Annotated in this window: 14 protein-coding genes; 6 read left to right on the forward strand and 8 right to left on the reverse strand. The window is 50.3% G+C overall.

From position 1 onward, the window contains the following. The first annotated feature begins 983 nt into the window (after positions 1-983). The 3 genes from mnmG (at position 984) to ABDW36_RS03450 (ending at position 5086) form a co-directional block, all read left to right on the forward strand. A complete protein-coding gene (mnmG, locus tag ABDW36_RS03440; protein WP_343700478.1) occupies positions 984-2852 on the forward strand; it encodes a tRNA uridine-5-carboxymethylaminomethyl(34) synthesis enzyme MnmG in 1869 nt (622 codons plus the stop codon). A 348-nt stretch (positions 2853-3200) separates the two neighbouring features. Beyond that, positions 3201-3839, forward strand: a complete 639-nt coding sequence (locus ABDW36_RS03445; RefSeq protein ID WP_343700479.1) for an RNA polymerase sigma factor — start codon at positions 3201-3203, stop codon at positions 3837-3839. Then, positions 3836-5086: a porin family protein gene (locus tag ABDW36_RS03450; protein ID WP_343700480.1), complete on the forward strand. Its 1251-nt coding sequence runs from the start codon at positions 3836-3838 to the stop codon at positions 5084-5086. The genes ABDW36_RS03445 and ABDW36_RS03450 overlap by 4 nt, the downstream gene beginning before the upstream one ends. 3 nt (positions 5087-5089) lie before the next feature. On the opposite strand, the gene ABDW36_RS03455 is transcribed toward ABDW36_RS03450, so the two are convergent. Genes ABDW36_RS03455 through ABDW36_RS03470 form a run of 4 tightly spaced genes read right to left on the reverse strand, consistent with a single transcriptional unit; the run spans position 5090 to position 9002 of the window. Further along, positions 5090-5617: a CopD family protein gene (locus ABDW36_RS03455; RefSeq protein ID WP_343700481.1), complete on the reverse strand. Its 528-nt coding sequence runs from the start codon at positions 5615-5617 to the stop codon at positions 5090-5092. A 26-nt stretch (positions 5618-5643) separates the two neighbouring features. Next, positions 5644-6597 carry a carotenoid biosynthesis protein gene (locus tag ABDW36_RS03460; protein ID WP_343700482.1) on the reverse strand — a complete coding sequence of 318 codons (954 nt, stop codon included), beginning with the start codon at positions 6595-6597 and terminating at the stop codon, positions 5644-5646. Between the two features lie 10 nt (positions 6598-6607). After that, complete coding sequence (locus ABDW36_RS03465; protein ID WP_343700483.1) at positions 6608-7909, reverse strand: MFS transporter; 1302 nt, start codon at positions 7907-7909, stop codon at positions 6608-6610. A gap of 19 nt (positions 7910-7928) precedes the next feature. Further along, complete coding sequence (locus ABDW36_RS03470) at positions 7929-9002, reverse strand: winged helix DNA-binding domain-containing protein (RefSeq protein ID WP_343700484.1); 1074 nt, start codon at positions 9000-9002, stop codon at positions 7929-7931. 45 nt (positions 9003-9047) lie between these two features. Between ABDW36_RS03470 and ABDW36_RS03475 the strand changes: the two genes are divergently transcribed. After that, positions 9048-10325, forward strand: coding sequence for a hypothetical protein (locus tag ABDW36_RS03475; RefSeq protein ID WP_343700485.1), 1278 nt, complete (start codon positions 9048-9050; stop codon positions 10323-10325). 56 nt (positions 10326-10381) lie between these two features. Here the strand turns inward: ABDW36_RS03475 and ABDW36_RS03480 are convergent, their stop codons facing one another. From ABDW36_RS03480 to ABDW36_RS03495, 4 genes are read right to left on the reverse strand one after another with little or no spacing between them, the layout of a single operon-like run. Next, a complete protein-coding gene (locus ABDW36_RS03480; protein WP_343700486.1) occupies positions 10382-11785 on the reverse strand; it encodes a Gfo/Idh/MocA family oxidoreductase in 1404 nt (467 codons plus the stop codon). A 24-nt stretch (positions 11786-11809) separates the two neighbouring features. Beyond that, positions 11810-12565 (reverse strand): glucose 1-dehydrogenase, encoded by a 756-nt coding sequence (locus ABDW36_RS03485; RefSeq protein ID WP_343700487.1) that lies wholly within the window; start codon positions 12563-12565, stop codon positions 11810-11812. 4 nt (positions 12566-12569) lie between these two features. Continuing rightward, a complete protein-coding gene (locus ABDW36_RS03490) occupies positions 12570-13934 on the reverse strand; it encodes a putative oxidoreductase C-terminal domain-containing protein (protein ID WP_343700488.1) in 1365 nt (454 codons plus the stop codon). A gap of 15 nt (positions 13935-13949) precedes the next feature. Further along, positions 13950-14786, reverse strand: coding sequence for a ThuA domain-containing protein (locus tag ABDW36_RS03495; RefSeq protein WP_343700489.1), 837 nt, complete (start codon positions 14784-14786; stop codon positions 13950-13952). A 219-nt stretch (positions 14787-15005) separates the two neighbouring features. Between ABDW36_RS03495 and ABDW36_RS03500 the strand changes: the two genes are divergently transcribed. Together ABDW36_RS03500 and ABDW36_RS03505 are read left to right on the forward strand one after the other, a co-directional pair. After that, positions 15006-16022 carry a LacI family DNA-binding transcriptional regulator gene (locus tag ABDW36_RS03500; RefSeq protein ID WP_343700490.1) on the forward strand — a complete coding sequence of 339 codons (1017 nt, stop codon included), beginning with the start codon at positions 15006-15008 and terminating at the stop codon, positions 16020-16022. Positions 16023-16243: 221 nt separating this feature from the next. Then, the gene (locus ABDW36_RS03505; RefSeq protein ID WP_343700491.1) at positions 16244-19279 is read left to right on the forward strand and encodes a TonB-dependent receptor; all 3036 of its coding nucleotides are present in this window, start codon (positions 16244-16246) and stop codon (positions 19277-19279) included. Position 19280 lies beyond the last annotated feature (1 nt).

Consider the following 19280-nt stretch of genomic DNA (forward strand, 5'->3'; position numbering starts at 1 on the left):
CGCAAGATTAGCCGGCTGAAGATAATTGGGCATATTTGGAGATTTGGTTTCTGGTTGTCTGTTCATAGTTTCAATATTGATTCTGGATAGGGGGAACTGTTGTTGCGAAGAGAATCGGTATGCTGGGTAACATATTGTTCTACCTTTTATGGAGCTTCAGACTGGTATAGCATACTGTTTCAGGCCATCTGATCGGAATGCTGGGCTTTAAACGGAGACCAATATTGCTAATTTGATCCTTATACCTAAGGCCGTCCGTCCCTGGATCGGCCTATTCTTCTTCTACACCAGGCCTATTTGGACTATAATTGAAATGTCTGTGGGGATATTCCCAGGCAGGAACTGAAATATACAGAAGTTTAGCTCTCCAAAAGCGACGGATGGTCTAAGGCGGTCACCGCCCGTTTTACGAGAATGACCGCTATACAAAATTCACCAGGTATGGCTGAAATGAGTAATTGGGTATGCACGAGTCTTTATAACGATATCTTAAGTGAAAGGGTAGTTCAAGAGGGCATTTATTGTGAAAGGAAATCCAAGGTAATCCGGATAGAAGGCTTTGTTTTACAAAGATTGAGAGGGTGAAAAAACACCTTGGTAGCGAAACTGCTATAAAGGACACTTGGAGAACAGTTAACGGACATTGGAAGTAAACCTCTTCATCCTTATAGCATGTAGAGGGAAAAAGGCCCGCTGGTGGAAATCCAGGAAATAGCGTCTTCCTCGTCGTCAGTGTTTTCGCGTTTGATAGACAGTAGAACATTATTGCTGTCATCTTCCTTTTAGTTTTAAGAGTGGTCTTTAGGGTGATTTAATGAATGTTCCACGTGGAACATTGTAAAAAGATCGCATCTGGGTTATTTCTTAAGAGAAAACAATTTTGGGTAGGCCGGCGGCCACTCTATTTGCAGTAGATGTTCCTCACAAAATCCACCCCTCCCATCCATGTTTTATACTTAACTTTGCACTTTCAAAATTCAAGTATGTTTCCTTCTTACGATGTAATTGTTGTCGGTGCCGGGCATGCCGGTTGTGAGGCCGCTGCGGCTGCAGCCAATATGGGTTCACGAGTGTTGCTGGTAACCATGAATATGCAAACAATAGCCCAAATGAGCTGCAACCCCGCCATGGGAGGCATTGCCAAAGGGCAGATTGTGCGCGAAATAGATGCCCTGGGAGGATATTCCGGTATTGTTACAGACCAGTCTATGATACAGTTCAGGATGCTGAACCGGAGTAAAGGCCCCGCCATGTGGAGCCCAAGGGCACAAAGTGACCGCATGTTGTTTGCTGCCAAATGGAGGGAAGCGCTTGAGAATACTTTCAATGTGGATTTTTACCAGGACATGGTGAAGGGCCTCCTTGTAAAAGGTGGCCGCTGCCACGGTGTAATTACCGGTCTTGGGCATCATATAGAGGCCAAAGCGGTAGTGCTTACCAACGGTACCTTTCTGAACGGGGTGATCCACATCGGGGATAAACAATTTGGAGGTGGCCGCGTGGCCGAAAAGGCAGCTACCGGCATCACAGAACAGCTGGTATCCCTGGGTTTTGAAAGTGACCGGCTTAAAACCGGTACCCCTCCCCGCATAGATGGCCGGAGCCTTGACTATTCCAAAATGGAAGAGCAGAAAGGTGATGAGGAAATGACCGGCTTTTCTTATATGGATGTAGAAAAGATCCATCCCAACCAGCAAAGAAGTTGCTGGATTACCTATACCAGCGAAGCTGTGCATGAAGTGTTACGCACGGGTTTTGACCGCTCCCCCATGTTCCAGGGCCGGATACAGGGCGTTGGCCCCCGTTATTGCCCCAGCATTGAAGACAAGATCAATCGTTTTGCGGAGCGGGACCGGCACCAGTTGTTTGTAGAACCGGAAGGTTTTAACACCGTGGAAATCTACGTGAACGGTTTTTCTACGTCACTGCCGGAAGATGTGCAGCAAAAGGCGCTTCGCATGGTGCCGGGATTTGAAAATGCGAGGATGTTCCGCCCGGGATATGCCATAGAATATGACTACTTCCCGCCCACCCAGCTGAAGTTCTCCCTGGAAACAAAACAGGTGGAAAATCTGTTTTTCGCGGGACAAATTAATGGGACCACCGGTTATGAGGAAGCTGCCTGCCAGGGATTGATGGCCGGTATCAATGCTCACCTGAAGGTAAAAGAACAGGAACCCCTGGTGCTCAAACGCAGCGAAGCCTATATTGGTGTGCTGATAGATGACCTGATCAATAAGGGTACTGATGAACCTTACCGCATGTTTACCTCCCGTGCTGAGTTCCGTACGCTGCTCCGGCAGGATAATGCAGACCTTCGTCTTACGGAAAGAAGCTATCGTCTTGGCCTGGCATCTGAAGAAAGGATGGAAAAAACCCGCTCCAAAATTGCCGGTGTTGAACAGGTAAAAAATGTACTGAAAGAGCTGGCGCTTGAGTCGGAAGAAACCAACGCCTGGCTGGAAGCAAATGGTTCTGCCCCGCTCACGCAAAAACAACGGGCTCACCAGGTGCTGCTCCGCCCTGGTCTGGATATTATTTCAATGAAGAACAGTTTGCCGAAAGTAGAAAAAGCACTGAATGGTTATAACCGGGAAGTGCTGGAGCAAGTGGAAATACAGGTGAAATACGATGTGTACATCGAAAAGGAAAATGAACTGGTACAACGAATGAGCCAGCTGGAAGACCTGGTAATACCAGATACTTTTGATTATTCCAAACTGGTTTCACTCTCCAATGAAGCACGACAGAAATTCACGAAAATAAAACCGCGCACTTTAGGTCAAGCCAGTCGCATCAGCGGAGTAAACCCAAGTGATGTTCAGATACTCATGGTTTTTATGGGCCGGTGATTTATTAAAATGGTTAAAAAAAGAGGTGCCGAAGAAAAGCACCTCTTTTTTCATACAGAGAAATGCAGAACAAACGTAAAAACTAATAAAATATTGAAAATCAGTAAGTAATAACCCCAAAAATCACCTCCTCAAATTTCCACGATCTCCCTTGTTCCCAATACTAAGTATCAAAAACGATCTTACGACGAAAAAAGGGCTTTAAAATGCGATTTTCGGACGCAATGTTAAAAAGTCTCTTTTTTAAACCCAAAAAAACACCGAAAGGCAACCAGTACTACTTCCAGCACGTACAAATGTGGAGAAAAGAAAAAGAGCGGACTACAATTAAAAAAAGAAGAGTAACTTTTGGTAGAACAAGTTCCATGTGGAACATTTGTTTGCCAGAGTCAGGATCGTAACAAAAACAGAGTGCACGACATATCAGACATCATTGAAGGTTGCCGGCAATGGAAGCGCGGTAGCCAGGAAGCACTTTACCGGCAGTTCTTCGGATATGCCATGGCCATCTGTTTGCGTTACGCCAGCAACAAAAATGAGGCGATTGAGATACTGAACGATGGCTTCCTGAAAATTTTTAACCACATCAATTCTTACGATACCTCCCGGCCGTTTAAAAGCTGGCTCAGTAAAATAATGGCGAACACTGCCATTGACCATTTACGGAGCCGGAAAAAAATTTCGTTCGCTGAAGACATTTCCCAGGCCTATGACCTGGGAGTTACAGATGATAAAGCCTTGGACAAACTATCCTATGATGAGATACTCCTTCTGGTGCAAAACCTGCCACCTGCTTACAAAACCGTTTTCAACCTGTACGTGATGGAAGGTTTTCAGCACCAGGAAATTGCCGCCATGCTGGGTATTTCAGAAGGCACATCTAAATCCAATTTGTTTAAAGCGAAGAGAATTTTGAAAGAGAAGATAGAAGAATTAACATCCCTAAACAAAGACGCCGACAAAATTGGCGCAAGCATCAGAAAATGAGCGAACAGTTTGAAAATAGCATCCGTAAAAAACTGCAAGATGCAGAAGCACCATTTGATCCCGCCGCGTGGGACCAAATGAAGAAGCGGCTGGACGATGCAGACCGCCGCCGCCCTGCTTTTTGGTGGTGGTCCGGCGGGCTGGGATTGCTTTTTCTTCTGGGTGCCGGCGGCTGGTGGTGGTTTTCCCAACATCCACCATCTACAAGTAATGAACCGAGGAATAGTATAACCGTTACCGATAGTATTTCACAACAGGCTGCAGATAAGCCTGCCAATGAAGAAGCAAGCAGGAGAAACATCAACGGCAATAATACTGCTGTGGATACTGTGGATAAGTCAAGCGCAGACGCTGTGCCCGCCGTCAATACCGCCGGTGTCAGCATCAATAAGCCGGTATTTGCTGCACCTTTAAATAATACAAACAGCAACAGGCCTGGCAAACCCGCGATTGACAATCTGCAAGGAAATGAAAACCTGAATAAACCGGCGGCTGGCAACTATACAAATATCGCAACCAATCAATTGCCTGACACAACAAGGGAACAACAGCGTGAGAATGTGGATAAACCTGCTGTTACCGCAGCCCAACAAGATAAAATTTTGAACGCTATACCTGATACTGCCAGCTCCGCTGCTGCCCCTGAGAAGCCGGCCCCGCCCAGGCAGAAAATTCGTAAACGTGGTTTTGAAGGAGGTATCACACTTGGCCCGGACTATAACACTGTGCCTTCCCTCAAACATGGGCGCATCGGGTTTGGTGGCGGACTGATCATTAAATATCATATCAACAATAGCTTCTACCTGAGCACGGGGGCTTCTTATACCAAAAAACTGTACGGCGCTGAGGATAAAGATTACAGCAGCAACTACCCCACCAACTACAAAATAATTGAAGCGGACTGTAATGTGCTGGATGTACCGCTGAACCTGCACTACACTTTCCTGCACCGGCCCCAGGCCCGTTGGAGCCTAATGGCAGGCGCATCATCCTACTTTATGGTAAAAGAAAAGTACGAATATTACAACTACTCCGGCGGCAAGTATACACGAGAGTACAATAATAATAACCACCATTATTTTTCTGTGCTGAACCTGGGCGTCAATTATGAGCGGGAAACCCGCGGAAGGATCAACTGGGGCATACAGCCCTTTGTGAAAGTACCGTTGGGCGGGGTTGGGCAAGGGAGTGTGAAGTTGTATTCCGCCGGAGCGTCACTCCAGGTTACCGTTGGAAAAAAGAAATAAACGTTACTTTTTTTCGCGGACGGACTTGTACACACGTATGGCCACCAGGAGACAGACCGTAAAAACTACCAGTCCCACTAATGCCCATAGCGTGCTTAGCAGACTTTTCAGGATTACCAGAAATACAATAGCTACCAGGAAGATGGTGGCCACCTCGTTCCAGATGCGCAATTGGGTAGAGCTGTATTTGAACCGCCCGTTTATCAACCCTTTGTAGATGCCATGCAAAAGAAAATGGTAAATATAGAGACCCAGCACAAAAGCAAGTTTCACCCACAGCCAACCGGGAATACTACCCAGCAAAAATACCATCCATGGCCCGAAAATGAAGGTGAGCACGGCAGAGGGCCATGTTATGCCGAACCATAAACGTTTCATCATGATGCCCAGCTGCTCCTGCAGAATGCTGCGGGCCGGCTCCTCTTTTTCCTGCGCTTCTGTGTAGTATATAAAAAGGCGCACAATGTAAAACAACCCGGCAAACCAGGTAACTACAAAAATGATATGCAGCGCCTTGATGTATAAATACATAGAGTGCAAAAATACTGAAATAATGATCACGCCGCCAGCGCCCGCTTTTTTTGATGCAGGTAACGGTACAATAGCCAATGTATCAGCAAACCTGCCGCAAAACTGGTAACGCTCCAGAAAGTCATCCAGCCATTTTCCCTGTAAAAGCCGGCGCCAAAAAACCAGCATATGAAATAAACGTGAAACCAGGCGGGAACCAGCCAGGTTACCAGCGGTAAATGAACAGTAACATTAAGTCTCCGTTTGCGGAAACCAGCTACAGCCATAACGCTGAAAATTATCAGCAGCGCCATAAAACGGTGGGCGCTGGTAACGTTGAACCGCCGGAGCCAGTCAGCCAGCGGAAACAATGAGATATACAATGCTACCTGTGAAAGCAGGATCGATAATAATGGCGTTGAAATGCGCCATACATAAAAGCGGCGCAGCGAAGATCTTTCCAGCCAGCGGGCAAAGGCAGCGTAATAGAATACCACCAGCAGCCAGCCGTAAAAGTTACCGTATGGAACCCCAAACCATTGGCCTGTGAGCGAAAATTCAATGCCCGCACGGTTTTCCCAATCCCAATGCCACATGTGCAGGCGGTAGGCCACCACGTCCATGCTCAGGTCTATATTGATGGCCAGCAGAGTATCTATAGCTGCTGCTGCCCAAATGGGCAGGCCAAAAGCATCTGTTACCAGCCTGGCAGTGTACATGATCACCGCCCAGCCCATGCCTATGCACAAGGGAATGTCGTTAGGCGCCGCGCCTAACATCACCCAAAACTTTCCATATACATAACCTGCGCTGGTGGCTACGTTCACGTATTCCAGCAACAGCCCGAAGCCGAGCCCGCCCAGCAGGTAAGCCACGCTGCCGGGGCCTTTTTTCCATGCATGAATGCAGCATAGGGTAAACAAAATATACATGCACACTTCTGTAAGCGGGTAACAGAAAGCGGGAGGATAGTGGTAGGGCATTCCACGGAAGGGAGGCATATGTATGGCTTTATGATTGTTCTTTGTCTATGTAGGAATTGGCGCAACTGTCTTTGGCAAATACGTACACCAGCAGGGAAATAAAAATACAGCCTGTTACGTACCAGTAGTAATAAGACTCGTGCCCCCAATTCTTGAAGTACAGCGCCAGGTATTCTGCCGTACCGCCAAAAAGCGCCACTGTTAAAGCATACGGCAAGCCAACACCTAGCGCCCGTACTTCGGCGGGGAACAGTTCCGCTTTCACCACGGCATTAATGGCTGTATAGCCGCTCACAATCACCAGGGCGCAGAGTATAAGGAAAAATGCGGTCCACAGCGAAGTGGCATGACTGATAGCAGTGAGGATAGGGACAGTGAACAATGTGCCCATTACTCCAAACCAGACGAGCAAGGGTTTGCGGCCTATTTTGTCAGACAGCCATCCGAATAGCGGCTGCATGCCGGCATAGATCAGCATCAGGGAAAAGGTGATCACTGTAGAATCTTCTTTGGAGAGTTTTACGGTATTCACCAAAAATTTCTGCATGTAGGTAGTATACGTATAGAAAGCAATGGTGCCGCCCAGCGTAAGGCCCACCACGGTAATCACCGCCTTCGGATATTTTTTTACCAGCACCATTACAGAACCACGCTCTTTCTTTTTGCCTTCCAGCGTGGCAGACTCATGCATGTTGGTGCGGAGGTACAGCGCCACCAGCGCCAGTACCGCACCTATCACGAAAGGGATGCGCCATCCCCACTCGCTTAACTGCTCCGGCGTCATGAAAATTTTTTGCAGCACCAGTTGTATGCCCAGTGCCAGCAATTGGCCGCCTATCATGGTCACATATTGAAAACTGGAAAAAAATCCGCGTTTGCCGGCAGTGGCTACCTCGCTGAGATAAGTAGCAGAAGTGCCGTATTCCCCTCCTACGCTGAGGCCTTGCAGCAACCTGGCCAGCAGCAGCAGAATGGGCGCCATCATGCCAATGGAACTATACGCCGGGGTGCAGGCAATAATCATGGAGCCAAAAGACATGAGTAGTACAGACAGCGTCATGGCGGCTTTTCTACCCTGCTTGTCTGCAATGCTGCCGAAGAGCCAGCCACCGATGGGCCGCATCAGAAAACCCACGGCAAAAATGGCGGCGGTATTCAGTAATTGTACGGTGCTGTTGCTTTCAGGAAAAAATACCGGTGCAAAGTACAGGGCAAAGGCGGAATAGGCATACCAGTCATACCACTCCACCAGGTTACCCACAGAACCGGTAAAAATGGCTTTCAGGCGCCATGCTGTAGAAGCATGTTGCGGTAGCGGGTTTTTGGTCATGAAATCAAAAATATAAAAATTATATCCATTCGACCGGCATCCCCATAAAAGCGCCAAATTCCGTAGAACGCTTTGACATCACCTTTTTGCGCGTGTTGCTCAGTGGGGAAAAAGGATTGGCTTCCAGCTGCAGTACATTCTTTTTTACCGTTCTTTTCCAGGTCCCTTCTATTCTTCCGTTCACAACAATGGTAGGCTGCAATATGCCATTGGGGGGTATCAGTTCCTTAAGCGTGGCCGTGTCCGCCAACAGGCCCCGGTCACTGTAACCGATGTAGTATTCATCAAAACCGGGCAGTAAAAACAGTGAGTTGGCAGGGGGCGTTTTGGAAGCGGAAGGCCCCATCCAGTATTCCTGTTCGCCGAACCTGATTTTTTGCAGGCTGTGGCCGGTAGATTGTATAGCGGCTTTCACTGCAGTGAGCGTAAATCCGCTCCACCACGCAAAGTCCTGTGCGGTGGCGGGGCCATGACCAGTAAAATAACGCAGCGCCAGGCGGGCCAGTCCACCCTGCGCTGATTGTTTTTCTGCTTTGGGAGGGAGCCATTCATCCAGCAGGGTGTATGTAAACTCCTTTCCACGCCGCGGTGCGCAGCAAATCACAAGGTCTACCCCAGCCCTGCTGATGAAGTGGTTCATGCGGTGGCCGCTGGTATCTATCTTCTTTTTTTCCAGCGCTTCCTTCAGCTCGTCACGGGAAGCCTGCCTACCACCTTCCAGCGTTTTGCGGATAACGGCATGGCTTTTTGAAAAAAGGGCCTCATTTAACCCGATGCCTGCGTAATAAGAGCTGTAAGCCGCCACCATGCGGGGCTTTATCAATTTGCCGATCCATCTTACATCTTCTGCCGCTATCATATGAATAGTGCCCCGCAAGCTGGAAAGACGAACAATGGATTTGTTGGCAATGGCTTCTTCTACCGCCGCATCTGTAAGGCCGGGCGCCCGCAGGCCAATAGACCATTTGGCGCCGGCAAAGTCTTGCGCCTGTACTGCACATAATTGCGACACCACTTCCGCCGGCGTTTTGGCGGGAGATGCAGCAATGTATTGATGCAGGAGCCGGTGTTGTAAAATTTCTCTGGCTGTCATAACCGAAGGATGCTATCGAAATTAAATCTTTATTTTACAGTATTGATGCAGAAACTGTTCATCATTCTTATTTTTCTGACCGGCACTGTACCGGCGGCTGTTGCCCAAACCGATAAATGGACGGGTACCTGGCAAATGTACAGCAAACTCTGGCCTCACATTCCGCCAATAGTGCTGGAATTGCAAATAGGCGCGCCAGAACAGGGTGTGCTATACCCTGCACAGATCAGGTTGCAGTACGGCAAATTTTCAGGCGTGTACGAAGTGCTGCTGGCAAAGAAGAACGATGCGCAACTGGGCATAGGCCGGGGAAAATATCCCATAGAGGAAAAACCCTTCAAGCTGGGCATCTGGATGTGGTACCTCAACGGTACGCTTGACCAGGATAACGGCCGGCTTACCCTGCATCGCATGTGGATAGACCGTTTCGGCATTTTTATGCGCGGCCTGTATGATGACGGCGATCTTTGGGTGAATACCAAGGTAATGCTCCGCGATTTTCTTTACCGGGACTCCATCAGCTTCAGAAAGATCAATAATACACCCTGGACGCATGCGCACACGCAACGCATCGTAAAACCGGCCCCCGGCAAAGACAGTATTTATTACGGCATTTATGAACGGATAGAAGCGCATAACAATACAGTACAATTGCAGGTGGAAGACCAGGAAAAATATGACCGTGACACGGTGACGCTGCTGCAGAACGGCCGGCCCATTTTCAGCAGGGCAGAGATCAATGACAGCAACCGCCGCCAAACCCTGCAGCTGGATTCCGGCCGCAATGTACTGGCTTTTTTTGCAGACAATTATGGCGGCCTTCCGCCCAACACCGGCAACCTTTACATGCAGATAGACGGAAAGGGATACACTTTTGATTTCCGCCACCGGGCCAACGCCTTTGCCACTTTTTTAATAGCAGATATCTTTTATCATCCAGGTGCAGATAGTAACCGGCAACTTACGGAACGGGCAAAAGAAAGGAGCACTACCCCCGTGGCCACCATACCTGTAGATACTTTAAACGTGACGCTGGAGTTGTGGGATGGGCAGGTGGAAGATGGAGACAGCATTTCCCTGCGCCTCAACGGAGAGTGGATTGCCATTGGTTTTCCCGTGAAAAACAAGTTGCAGAAAATAGCGGTGAAGCTGCGGCCGGGAGAAAACTCTTTGCTGTTCATGGCAGACAACCTGGGCAGTATACCGCCCAACACCGCGGAGCTGCGCATCCGCTACGGCAACAAAACAAAAACGCTGGGCCTGAACACAGACATGAAAAAGAACAACGAGATCAAATTGATATTTGAAGAGCTGAAAAAATAAAGGGCGTACCAGATGATACGCCCTTGTTGAATCTCATTTCTTTATTATTACTGCGTTTATGCCAACACATAAGGCCAGCGTTGCGGCCGTGTGAGCAGGGCATTGGCCTCGTCATCGTTCTTAAATACCTCTTTCACCGGGTCCCAGTAAAGTTTGCGTTTCAGCTTCATGGCGGCATGGTTAAGCAGGCATACAGAGCAGGCACGGTGACCTACTTCTATAGGCGCAATGGGTGGTTTGCGGGAAATAATAGACTCCAGCCAGTTGCCATGGTGGTCTTTACTGTCTATCAGGTGTATTTCGTTCTCCCCGATCACGGAGGTCAAAATTTTCGGATCGCTGGCATCCAGCGCTTTCGAATTTTTTGCCTGGGAAGTAGGATCATTGGCGGTTGCCGAATAATTTCCTCTTGATACAAATATCCAGCCTTCCGACCCCACAAATTTCACCCCGTTGGGATAGCTGTTGCTGGCCAGCACCTTTACGCCGTTGGCGAAGAGGTTCTCTGCCTTGAAGGGCCCATGTACGTCCCACAGGCTGCCTGCCGGCGGAAACTCCGCACTGGCCGTTATTTCAATGGGACCTGTGTATTCGGTACCCATGCCCCAATTCATAATGTCAAAATGGTGAGCACCCCAGCCGGTGATCATGCCTGCGCCAAACTGCTCGCAACGCAGCCATCCCGGCCGCGAAAAATCGTTGGTGGGGTGTACGCGCTTCAGGGTGTAAGGCACGTAGGGTGTTTCGCCCAGCCATTTTTCATAGTTCAGTCCTGCAGGGACAGGCATTTCTTTTTCTACCGTGCTCTGGGAAGGATCATCAGTGGGAAGGCCTACGTAAATGGTATGCAGTTTGCCAATACGCCCGTTCCGCACCAGCTCGCAAGCCCTTTTGAATTGCGGCTGGGAGCGTTGCTGGCTGCCTATCTGCAGGATGCGGCCGGTTTTATGTACTTCATTGCTGAGAAAGCGCCCCTCTGCAATGGTGAGTGAAGCGGGCTTCTGCATGTATACGTCTTTGCCGGCCCTCACAGCGGTTACCGCGGGCAGCACGTGCCAATGGTCTGGCGTGCTGATGATAACGGCATCTATGTCTTTATTATTCAGCAGCTCCTCATAATCTTCATACATCTTCACATCCTGCTTTATATTCTTTTTGGCATAATAATCCTGCACCAGCTTTTGCGCAGACTGCAGGCGGTTCTTGTCCAGATCGCACACCGCCATAATGCGGGCATTATCATGTTTCCATACGCCTGGCATATCATGTTCCCGTGAAATGCGGCCGTTGCCGATGGCGCCTACGTTAATGCGGTTGCTGGGCGCCATGGGGCCTTTCAGCACATGCGCGGGCACAATTGTAGGGATGTTTACCAGCGCCAGCGAGCCTACAGCGCCTTTGATGGAGTTTTTCAGGAATTTCCTGCGGGAAGATTCCGTACCAGTGTTTTTCTTATTCATGTGGAATGCGATTTTAAATGTTCATTAAAAACCGATGGCGTTGCCACCATCTACCGGGAGTACTACGCCGGTAATATATTTGGCTGCCTGAGAACAGAGAAAAACGGCGGCCTGGCCTACGTCTTCAGGTTTACCCAGGTGTTGCATGGGTGTGCGTGCCAGCACGCGGTTTTTTCTTTCCGGGTCGTTGTTCAGCGCTTTGGCAGACATATCCGTTTCTATAAAACCTGGCGCTATGCAATTGATGCGGATGCCCAGCGGAGACCATTCTACGGCCAGCGCTTTGGTAATGCCTTCCACGCCTGATTTTGCGGCCGTGTATGCCACTACTTTGGGAATGCCGTATTGTGAGGCCATAGAGCTGATAAGCAATATGCTGCCTTTGCCACGGGGCGCCATTTTTGCTACCGCTTCGCGGCTCAGGGCAAATACGGCTTGCAGGTTTACCTGCAGTATGTTCTCAAACTCTGCATCGCTTACTTCAAGCGCCGGTTTTTTCAGGTTGATACCGGCATTGTTCACCAGTATGTCTATAGGCCCGAATTCCTGCTCAATGTTTTCGACAAATGCCGCCAGGCCAGACAGCACGGACAGGTCACACACTTTGTAAGATGCGCCGTTTCCCAGTTCTGCTGCAGCTGCCTGCAACACTGCTTCCCGCCGCCCGGCAATTACCACTCTTGCGCCGGCCTCAATGAAAGACCGTGCTATGGCCAGCCCTATGCCGGAGCCGCCGCCCGTTACCAGGGCCAAATTTCCTTTTAAACTAAATGCGTTCATGTGTTTATTTTTCTTTGGCTACGGCCAGGCCTGCTGTGGTGATATAATATTTGGCCAGCATGTTTTTCACTTCCCACTCCGGTACTTTACCTTCTTTCAGGAATTGCAGGTAACGCTGCATTACCTCTGCAAAATGCGCTTCATGGCCGGTTTTCAAGTTGTCCGGGATCACCACCTTCCAGCGGTTGCCCTTGTTTTCAAGGCTGATGCCGGGGTATTTGGCTGCCAGCTGCTGTATAACGGCCTGCAGGTTTTGGGTGTAGGCCGTATCATTCTGCCGGGGCTCAATGTAGAGCTCAGGCTTCCAGTTTTCTTCTTTGCCCTGGTTGATGACCAGGTTGGCTTTGCTGCCGCGCATAATGGCATAGTGACTGTCTCCCCCGCCCGCAGGCGCTTCGTAGTTCCACAACGCGGTGGCGCGGATGTGCACTCCTTTCAGGGAATAATAAATAGTGCCGTTGGCGGGTACGTCCAGGATGGTATCCTGCTTTACGAAACCCTGCAGGAATGAGGGGAATGTTTTTTCACCGGTGATAGCGGAAAACTGGGACAGGCTCAGGGGCGTGCGCCATTTTTCGCCTTTGGATATCTGCACGTCTTGCCGGTAGTCAATGATAGCCGTATCAAAACAGATCCACTGGGCAAGGTCTACCAGGTGGGTGTTTACGTCTACTATTGCGTCACCCTGCTGGGAAGGATCGAAGAACCAGGAAGGGCGTTGCAGGGTTTTGCCGGAAACGGATTTGTAAAAATGATGGATGCTCTCTATTTCCACAGCAGGCTTGTCTGCGGTGCCTTTCTCCAGCTCGCCGAACACGGAGGCTTGATGCAGGAGCTCTTTCTGCAGCATATTGGTGATCTCTGAACGTTCCGTCATGATATCATATACCAGCACCTTTTTCTCGGCCGCTGCGGGGAAGATCTGCTCCAGTTTTTTGAACCCTTCTTCGGAAATCACCATGGGCTTGTCTGCCAGCACGTTCATGCCGGCATTCACAGCTGTACTGATGTAATCCGTTTTTTGCTGATTGTTGCCGGCCAGCACTACTACGGCCCCTTTTGGCTCTGCCGTCATTTTCTGCAGGAAGTCACTACCGGTATACACTTCTTCTTTCCAGTGCGTGGGATTTTCTGCGCGGGTGTTGTATTGCTCTATCAGGCTGAGGTGCGCCTTCACTTCCGGCCCTTCGGGCGCGAAAACTTTAACCACACTGTCCAGCTCCGGGTACATGGACTTTTGCACGAGGGCGGCATGAAAGTGGCCGGGCGCCAGGGTGATAAGGCGTACCATATTGTTGTCTTCTTTCGGCTGGCTGTTGTTGCAGGCCATCATCATCAGCCCTGCGGCCAGTACATAGCTATATTTCATCTGTCAGGTAATTTATTAATAACGTACCGGGGTGCCTGGGCTGGTGGCGTAAGCGCGGGACAGGTCCCGGTCCTTCGTCTGGCTCACTACCCAATGCAGGCCCTGGTAGAGGTGGTGGAGGTAGGTGGGCTCCTGATAGTCTTTTTTGTCGTGGCCGAAGGTAGTGTACCAGATGTGGCCCCCGTCAAAATGCTGGTACCACACGGCCGGGTAATTGTTCCCGAAGGAACCTACATTTTTGACCAGCACAGAGTCATGCGGCCTGATTTTCAGGCTGCTTACATCATGGGCTATCAGTGTTTTGATGCCAGGATACATTTCTTTGGTAAAATAACACTCGTCTTCGCGCATCCATTCCTTTGGTACCCCCTGCATAGAGGGGTGAGCCGGGTCTATCACAACCACCTTAAACGGCTGAAAACGGGCATGCCAGGAGAAGGTGCCGCCCAGCATCATTTTAAACCAGGTCCATTTCCGTTCGGTGCCAATGGCGGAGTGTACCCCCATGAAGCCGCCGCCGGACTGGATGTAACGCATGAACGCCACTTTTTGCGCGTCGGTGTCAAATACGTCGTTATTGGTGCTGGTAAACACCAGGGCATCGTACTTTTTCAGGTTGTCATCTGTAAAAACGGCGGGATTGTCGGATACATCTACAGCAAACCCGTGCTCCTGCCCCATTTTCTGGAAAGCGGCCGAGGCAAAGGGAATGTTGTCATGCACGTAGCCTTTCCCGTTTTTGGTGTACACGAGCACGCGGGTCTTTTTCCAGTTTACTTTCCCGGTATCTATTTTTCCCGTGGTGCTGCAGGCCGAAATGCCGGCAACTCCCAGGAACAGCAATAAAAACATAATTGATCTGGCAAAACAGGTGCTCATCATAAATCAAATTAGAATGAATGTGGAATTAATATCGTCATCTGCAGATGTTTAAAAGTAATCAACAACGGCATGTAAAGCAACAGTAGGGGCTTTGGGTGCGAAAAAGGCAGTTTGTTACAACGATACCGGAATCGTTTGCATTAAATATATTACATTTAATAGCGGGAAAAATTAACAAATCATCATCCGGTGACCAGGAAAAACGCCACAACTATCAAAGACATTGCGCAGCAGCTCAAAATGGCGCCATCTACCGTATCCCGGGCGCTGCGGGACAGCCATGACATTAACCCGGCCACGCGGCTGCTGGTGCAGCAGGTGGCGGCAGACCTGCAGTACACCCCCAACCCGATAGCCCTTTCCCTGAAAGAAAAACGCAGCAAGATCATAGGAGTGGTAGTGCCCGAAATAGCCAATAACTTTTGCGCCGCAACCATAGCCGGTATTGAAGACTATGCCTACCGCAAGGGGTATCATGTTATGATATTCCAAAGCCATGAAGAATATGAGCGGGAAGTGGCCAATGTACGGCTGCTGGCCTCCCGGCGAATAGACGGATTGATTATTTCGCTGGCCAATAACACCCGGCAATTTGACCACCTGGAAGAAATAGACACTCCTGTGGTAATGTTTGACCGCGTGTACGATGGGCTGCAAGGGCCCCGGGTGGTGGTAGATGATTATGCCGGCGCGTTTAAGGGAGTAGAGCACCTGCTGGAACAAGGCTGCCGCAACATAGCCATCTTGTCTATGGCGCCATGGCTTTCCACCTCCCAGAAACGCCTGCAGGGTTACCGGGATGCATTACGGCAGCACAACGTTCCCGTGAGGGAAGAGTGGATTGTGCAGAGCTGCGAAACGGCAGATGCTATTGAACATCTTTTTACCGGTGGCGGCGAACGGCCGGATGCCTTGTTTTTCTCCATGGAGCGGCTGGCTATTATGAGCCTGCAGGTATTAAAGAAACTGCAGCTTCGCATCCCGGAAGAGGTAGCGCTGGCCGGCTTTTCAGATAACCCCGCCAGTGAGCTGCTCTTCCCCGCCCTTACCACCATCCGGCAGCCTACCTTTGAAATAGGCCGGCAGGCGGCGGAGCTGCTGATTGCGCAAATAGAAGGCGTTGCAACGGAGCGGCCGGTGGTACAGCTGTCCACTACACTTGATGTGCAGGCCAGCAGTTTGAGGAGTAGAAAGCGGTCAGATTGAATTTTCACACCCGAGGAACCGCACGTCAAAATGGATTTTGTGGACTGTTATTACTTGAAAACTTCAAAGCAGAATTTAGTTCCTTCAACATCCCATATCAAATAAATATCGTAGCTTGAATTAAGATTGCAATCGATTGTATTTTCTTCGAAAAACCGGTAAAAAACCCAACAGACCGTAGCCCCGTTCTTTTTTATTGATTCCACTTAAAATGAAAACGTATGCAAAAAACTAGCCCCCTGTTTGCATTGCTGGCGTTGTTGTTCATGCAGGCATCAGCGTATGCACAAAACAAACGATTTTCGGGTAAAGTTACCTCCGGCCAGAACACCCCTGTACCTGGCGCCACCGTTCAGATCAAAAACTCCAGGATTGCCACCGCCACAGCGGAAGACGGCACTTTCTCCCTGCAGGCCCCGCAAGACCAGGCGACGCTGGTGGTATCTTCCATCGGTTTCGGCACCCGTGAGGTGTCAGCAACGGCGGGCACGCCGGTAGCCGTGCAACTGCAGGAAGACGCCAGGAGCCTGAGCGATGTGGTGGTGGTAGGGTATGGCGCCGTGCGGAAAATGGACCTTACCGGCTCTGTTACCTCACTGAAGGCCTCGCAATTGCAGGAAATACCGGCCGTAAGCATTGAGCAGGCGGTACAGGGCCGCATGGCCGGCGTGCAGGTGCAGCAAACCTCCGGCCAGCCTGGCGCAGGCATCAGCATGCGTATCAGGGGCGTATCTTCCATTGCGGGGGGCAATGAGCCCTTGTACGTGATAGACGGGCTGCCCCAATTCAACGACGATGTGCGCGGGTCTAACGGTCTTTCCACTATCAACCCGTCAGACATTGAGTCAATCGAAGTATTGAAAGATGCTGCCGCCACGGCCATTTACGGTTCCCGTGGCGCCAACGGCGTGGTGATGATTACCACCAAATCAGGCAAGGCGGGCCCGGCAAAGGTTACCCTTGAAAGCTCGCTGGGCTTCCAGAGCCTGCGCAGAAAGCTAGATCTGATGAACAGCGAGGAATATGTAGATTTTGCGAAGCGGTATTACACCAATTCCAAGCTCAATATGCCGGCAGACCTGGCCAACTTCACACCTACTATCAGTACAGACTGGCAGGATGAAGTATTCCGCACGGCGCTGGTGTCTAACAGCAACCTCAACGTGTCCGGCGGGTCTGAGCGTACACGGTATTTTATATCTGCAGGGTATATAGACCAGCAGGGCATCGTGGAGAACAGCGGCTACAAAAGGGCCTCTGTACGGCTTAACCTTGACGGGAAGATCAGCGAACGCTTCAGTGTGCAAACCCGCCTCATGGCATCGAGAGCAATACAGAACGGCTTCTCCCCTTCCGTGGGTGACAATACCCGTAACTTCGGCAAGTCTGGCATCGGTTCCGTACTGCGCTCGGTTACTACCGTTGGTGTCAAGAACCCGGATGGCAGTTACACGGACACATCTCCTTTCACCTTCAATGGTATTGACGTGGAAAATCCCGTAGCCGTGGCATTGGAGGTGCTGGACCGCAACACCACCACCCGGGTGCAGGGAGGTATTGACTTCAGGGCCGGGCTGGTGAAAGGACTTACCAATACCACAAGGGTATCTGCGGATTTTTACCATATCCGCCGCGACCTGTATTTTCCCCGTATACTGCCTCGCCTGGGCAACAACATAGGATCTGCGGAGCTGGGGGAATATGACAAAACCTCCGTACTGGCAGAAGACTACCTGGAGTACCGTTACGATTTCTCTACCAGCACTTACCTGGAAGCCATTGCCGGCGTTTCTTACCAGAAGGAACGGCTCAACACGCTAGACATTGCGGCCTCCGGCTTCGGTACGGACGCCTTGAAAAGCTATAACTTCAGCTCCGCCAATTCCGTGAGCAAGCCGGTAACAGACATTGTGGAAAACACGCTGGTTTCCGCCTTCGGCCGGGTGCGGCTCAACCTGCTGAACAAATATCTTTTTGCAGTGAGCCTCCGCCGGGACGGTGCTTCCGTGTTTGCTGAAAACAATAAGTATGGTGTATTTCCCTCCGTATCCGCAGGCTGGCGTTTGTCAGAAGAAGAATTCCTGAAAAGCAGGGAGTGGATTTCAAACCTTAAGCTGCGTGCCAGCTGGGGCAAGGCCGGCAACCCGGCCATCAGGCCCTACCAGTCCTTATACCTCGGCCGCACAGTAAATACCGCACAGGGCGCTGGTACGGGGCTGGCTGTTGGCCTGGCGCCCACTTTCCCTAACCCCAACCTGAAATGGGAAACCACCACCCAAACAGACATTGGGTTAGACCTGGGCATAATCAACGAGCGGTACCGCCTCACCTTTGATTATTACATCAAAAAAACTACAGACCTGCTGGCCCTGGTACAACTGCCGCCCTCTGCGGGCGTGAGCGCCGGTATTGGCACAGGTCCGGACCAGATCATAGATAATGTAGGAGAAGTGGAAAACAAAGGTTGGGAGCTTACCCTGGGCGCCAACATCGTAAATAACAGCAACTGGTCTTTCAGCGTAGATGTAAACCTCTCCTCCAACAAAAACAAGGTAACCAAAACCAAAGGTAATAAAGACATTCCCACCATTGCCGGTGGTAACGATGCTTCAGGCTCCAACAGCATCATCCGCGTGGGCCAGCCGTTGTCTGCCTTCTTCGGGCCACGGTTCCTGGGCCTTGATAAAGACGGGGTGCCTATTCACGAAAATCTCAACGGAGACAAGAATGCGCAAGGCGTTGATGTGATCAATGCGGCAGATAACCAGATCATTGGCAGCCCGTATCCAGACCTGTATTATGGTATCAATCCCACGCTCCGTTACAAACGGTTAACGCTCAGCTCCATTTGGGCAGGCGTAAGTGGCGCCACCATTAACAATGCAGGTTTGTTTGAGCTGACATCGCCTACCGTGGCCAACCAGTTCAACAAACTGAAGGTAGCCAACGAGCTTTACCCGGTTCCCAGTCAGGCCGCGGCCAATGCGCATTTCCGTTCATCTCGGTTCATGGAGAACGGTTCTTTTTTCAGGCTCCGGAACGTGCGGCTGGATTATGCCTTTAACCTGCGTAACAGTAAAACCATAAAGAACATTAATGTATATGCAAGCGGGCAAAACCTGCTCACCTGGACGGACTACTCCGGTTACGACCCGGAAGTGAATACTTTCAACGGGAATGACCGCCGGCAGGGTGTAGACCTGGGCGCATACCCCGCTTCCAGAACCTACACTTTTGGTTTCAGCATCACCTTCTAAA

The sequence above is a fragment of the Chitinophaga sp. genome (assembly GCF_039596455.1).
Lineage (GTDB): Bacteria > Bacteroidota > Bacteroidia > Chitinophagales > Chitinophagaceae > Chitinophaga.

What these genes read in the sequence shown, in the direction of transcription:
- ABDW36_RS03505 (WP_343700491.1), top strand. Translation starts at nt 16,244, where the DNA reads ATGCAAAAAACTAGCCCCCTGTTTGCATTGCTGGCGTTGTTGTTCATG.
- ABDW36_RS03450 (WP_343700480.1), top strand. Translation starts at nt 3,836, where the DNA reads ATGAGCGAACAGTTTGAAAATAGCATCCGTAAAAAACTGCAAGATGCA.
- ABDW36_RS03480 (WP_343700486.1), bottom strand. Translation starts at nt 11,785, where the DNA reads ATGAATAAGAAAAACACTGGTACGGAATCTTCCCGCAGGAAATTCCTG.
- ABDW36_RS03470 (WP_343700484.1), bottom strand. Translation starts at nt 9,002, where the DNA reads ATGACAGCCAGAGAAATTTTACAACACCGGCTCCTGCATCAATACATT.
- ABDW36_RS03465 (WP_343700483.1), bottom strand. Translation starts at nt 7,909, where the DNA reads ATGACCAAAAACCCGCTACCGCAACATGCTTCTACAGCATGGCGCCTG.
- ABDW36_RS03460 (WP_343700482.1), bottom strand. Translation starts at nt 6,597, where the DNA reads ATGCCTCCCTTCCGTGGAATGCCCTACCACTATCCTCCCGCTTTCTGT.
- ABDW36_RS03455 (WP_343700481.1), bottom strand. Translation starts at nt 5,617, where the DNA reads ATGTATTTATACATCAAGGCGCTGCATATCATTTTTGTAGTTACCTGG.
- ABDW36_RS03485 (WP_343700487.1), bottom strand. Translation starts at nt 12,565, where the DNA reads ATGAACGCATTTAGTTTAAAAGGAAATTTGGCCCTGGTAACGGGCGGC.
- ABDW36_RS03475 (WP_343700485.1), top strand. Translation starts at nt 9,048, where the DNA reads ATGCAGAAACTGTTCATCATTCTTATTTTTCTGACCGGCACTGTACCG.
- mnmG (WP_343700478.1), top strand. Translation starts at nt 984, where the DNA reads ATGTTTCCTTCTTACGATGTAATTGTTGTCGGTGCCGGGCATGCCGGT.
- ABDW36_RS03495 (WP_343700489.1), bottom strand. Translation starts at nt 14,786, where the DNA reads ATGTTTTTATTGCTGTTCCTGGGAGTTGCCGGCATTTCGGCCTGCAGC.
- ABDW36_RS03490 (WP_343700488.1), bottom strand. Translation starts at nt 13,934, where the DNA reads ATGAAATATAGCTATGTACTGGCCGCAGGGCTGATGATGATGGCCTGC.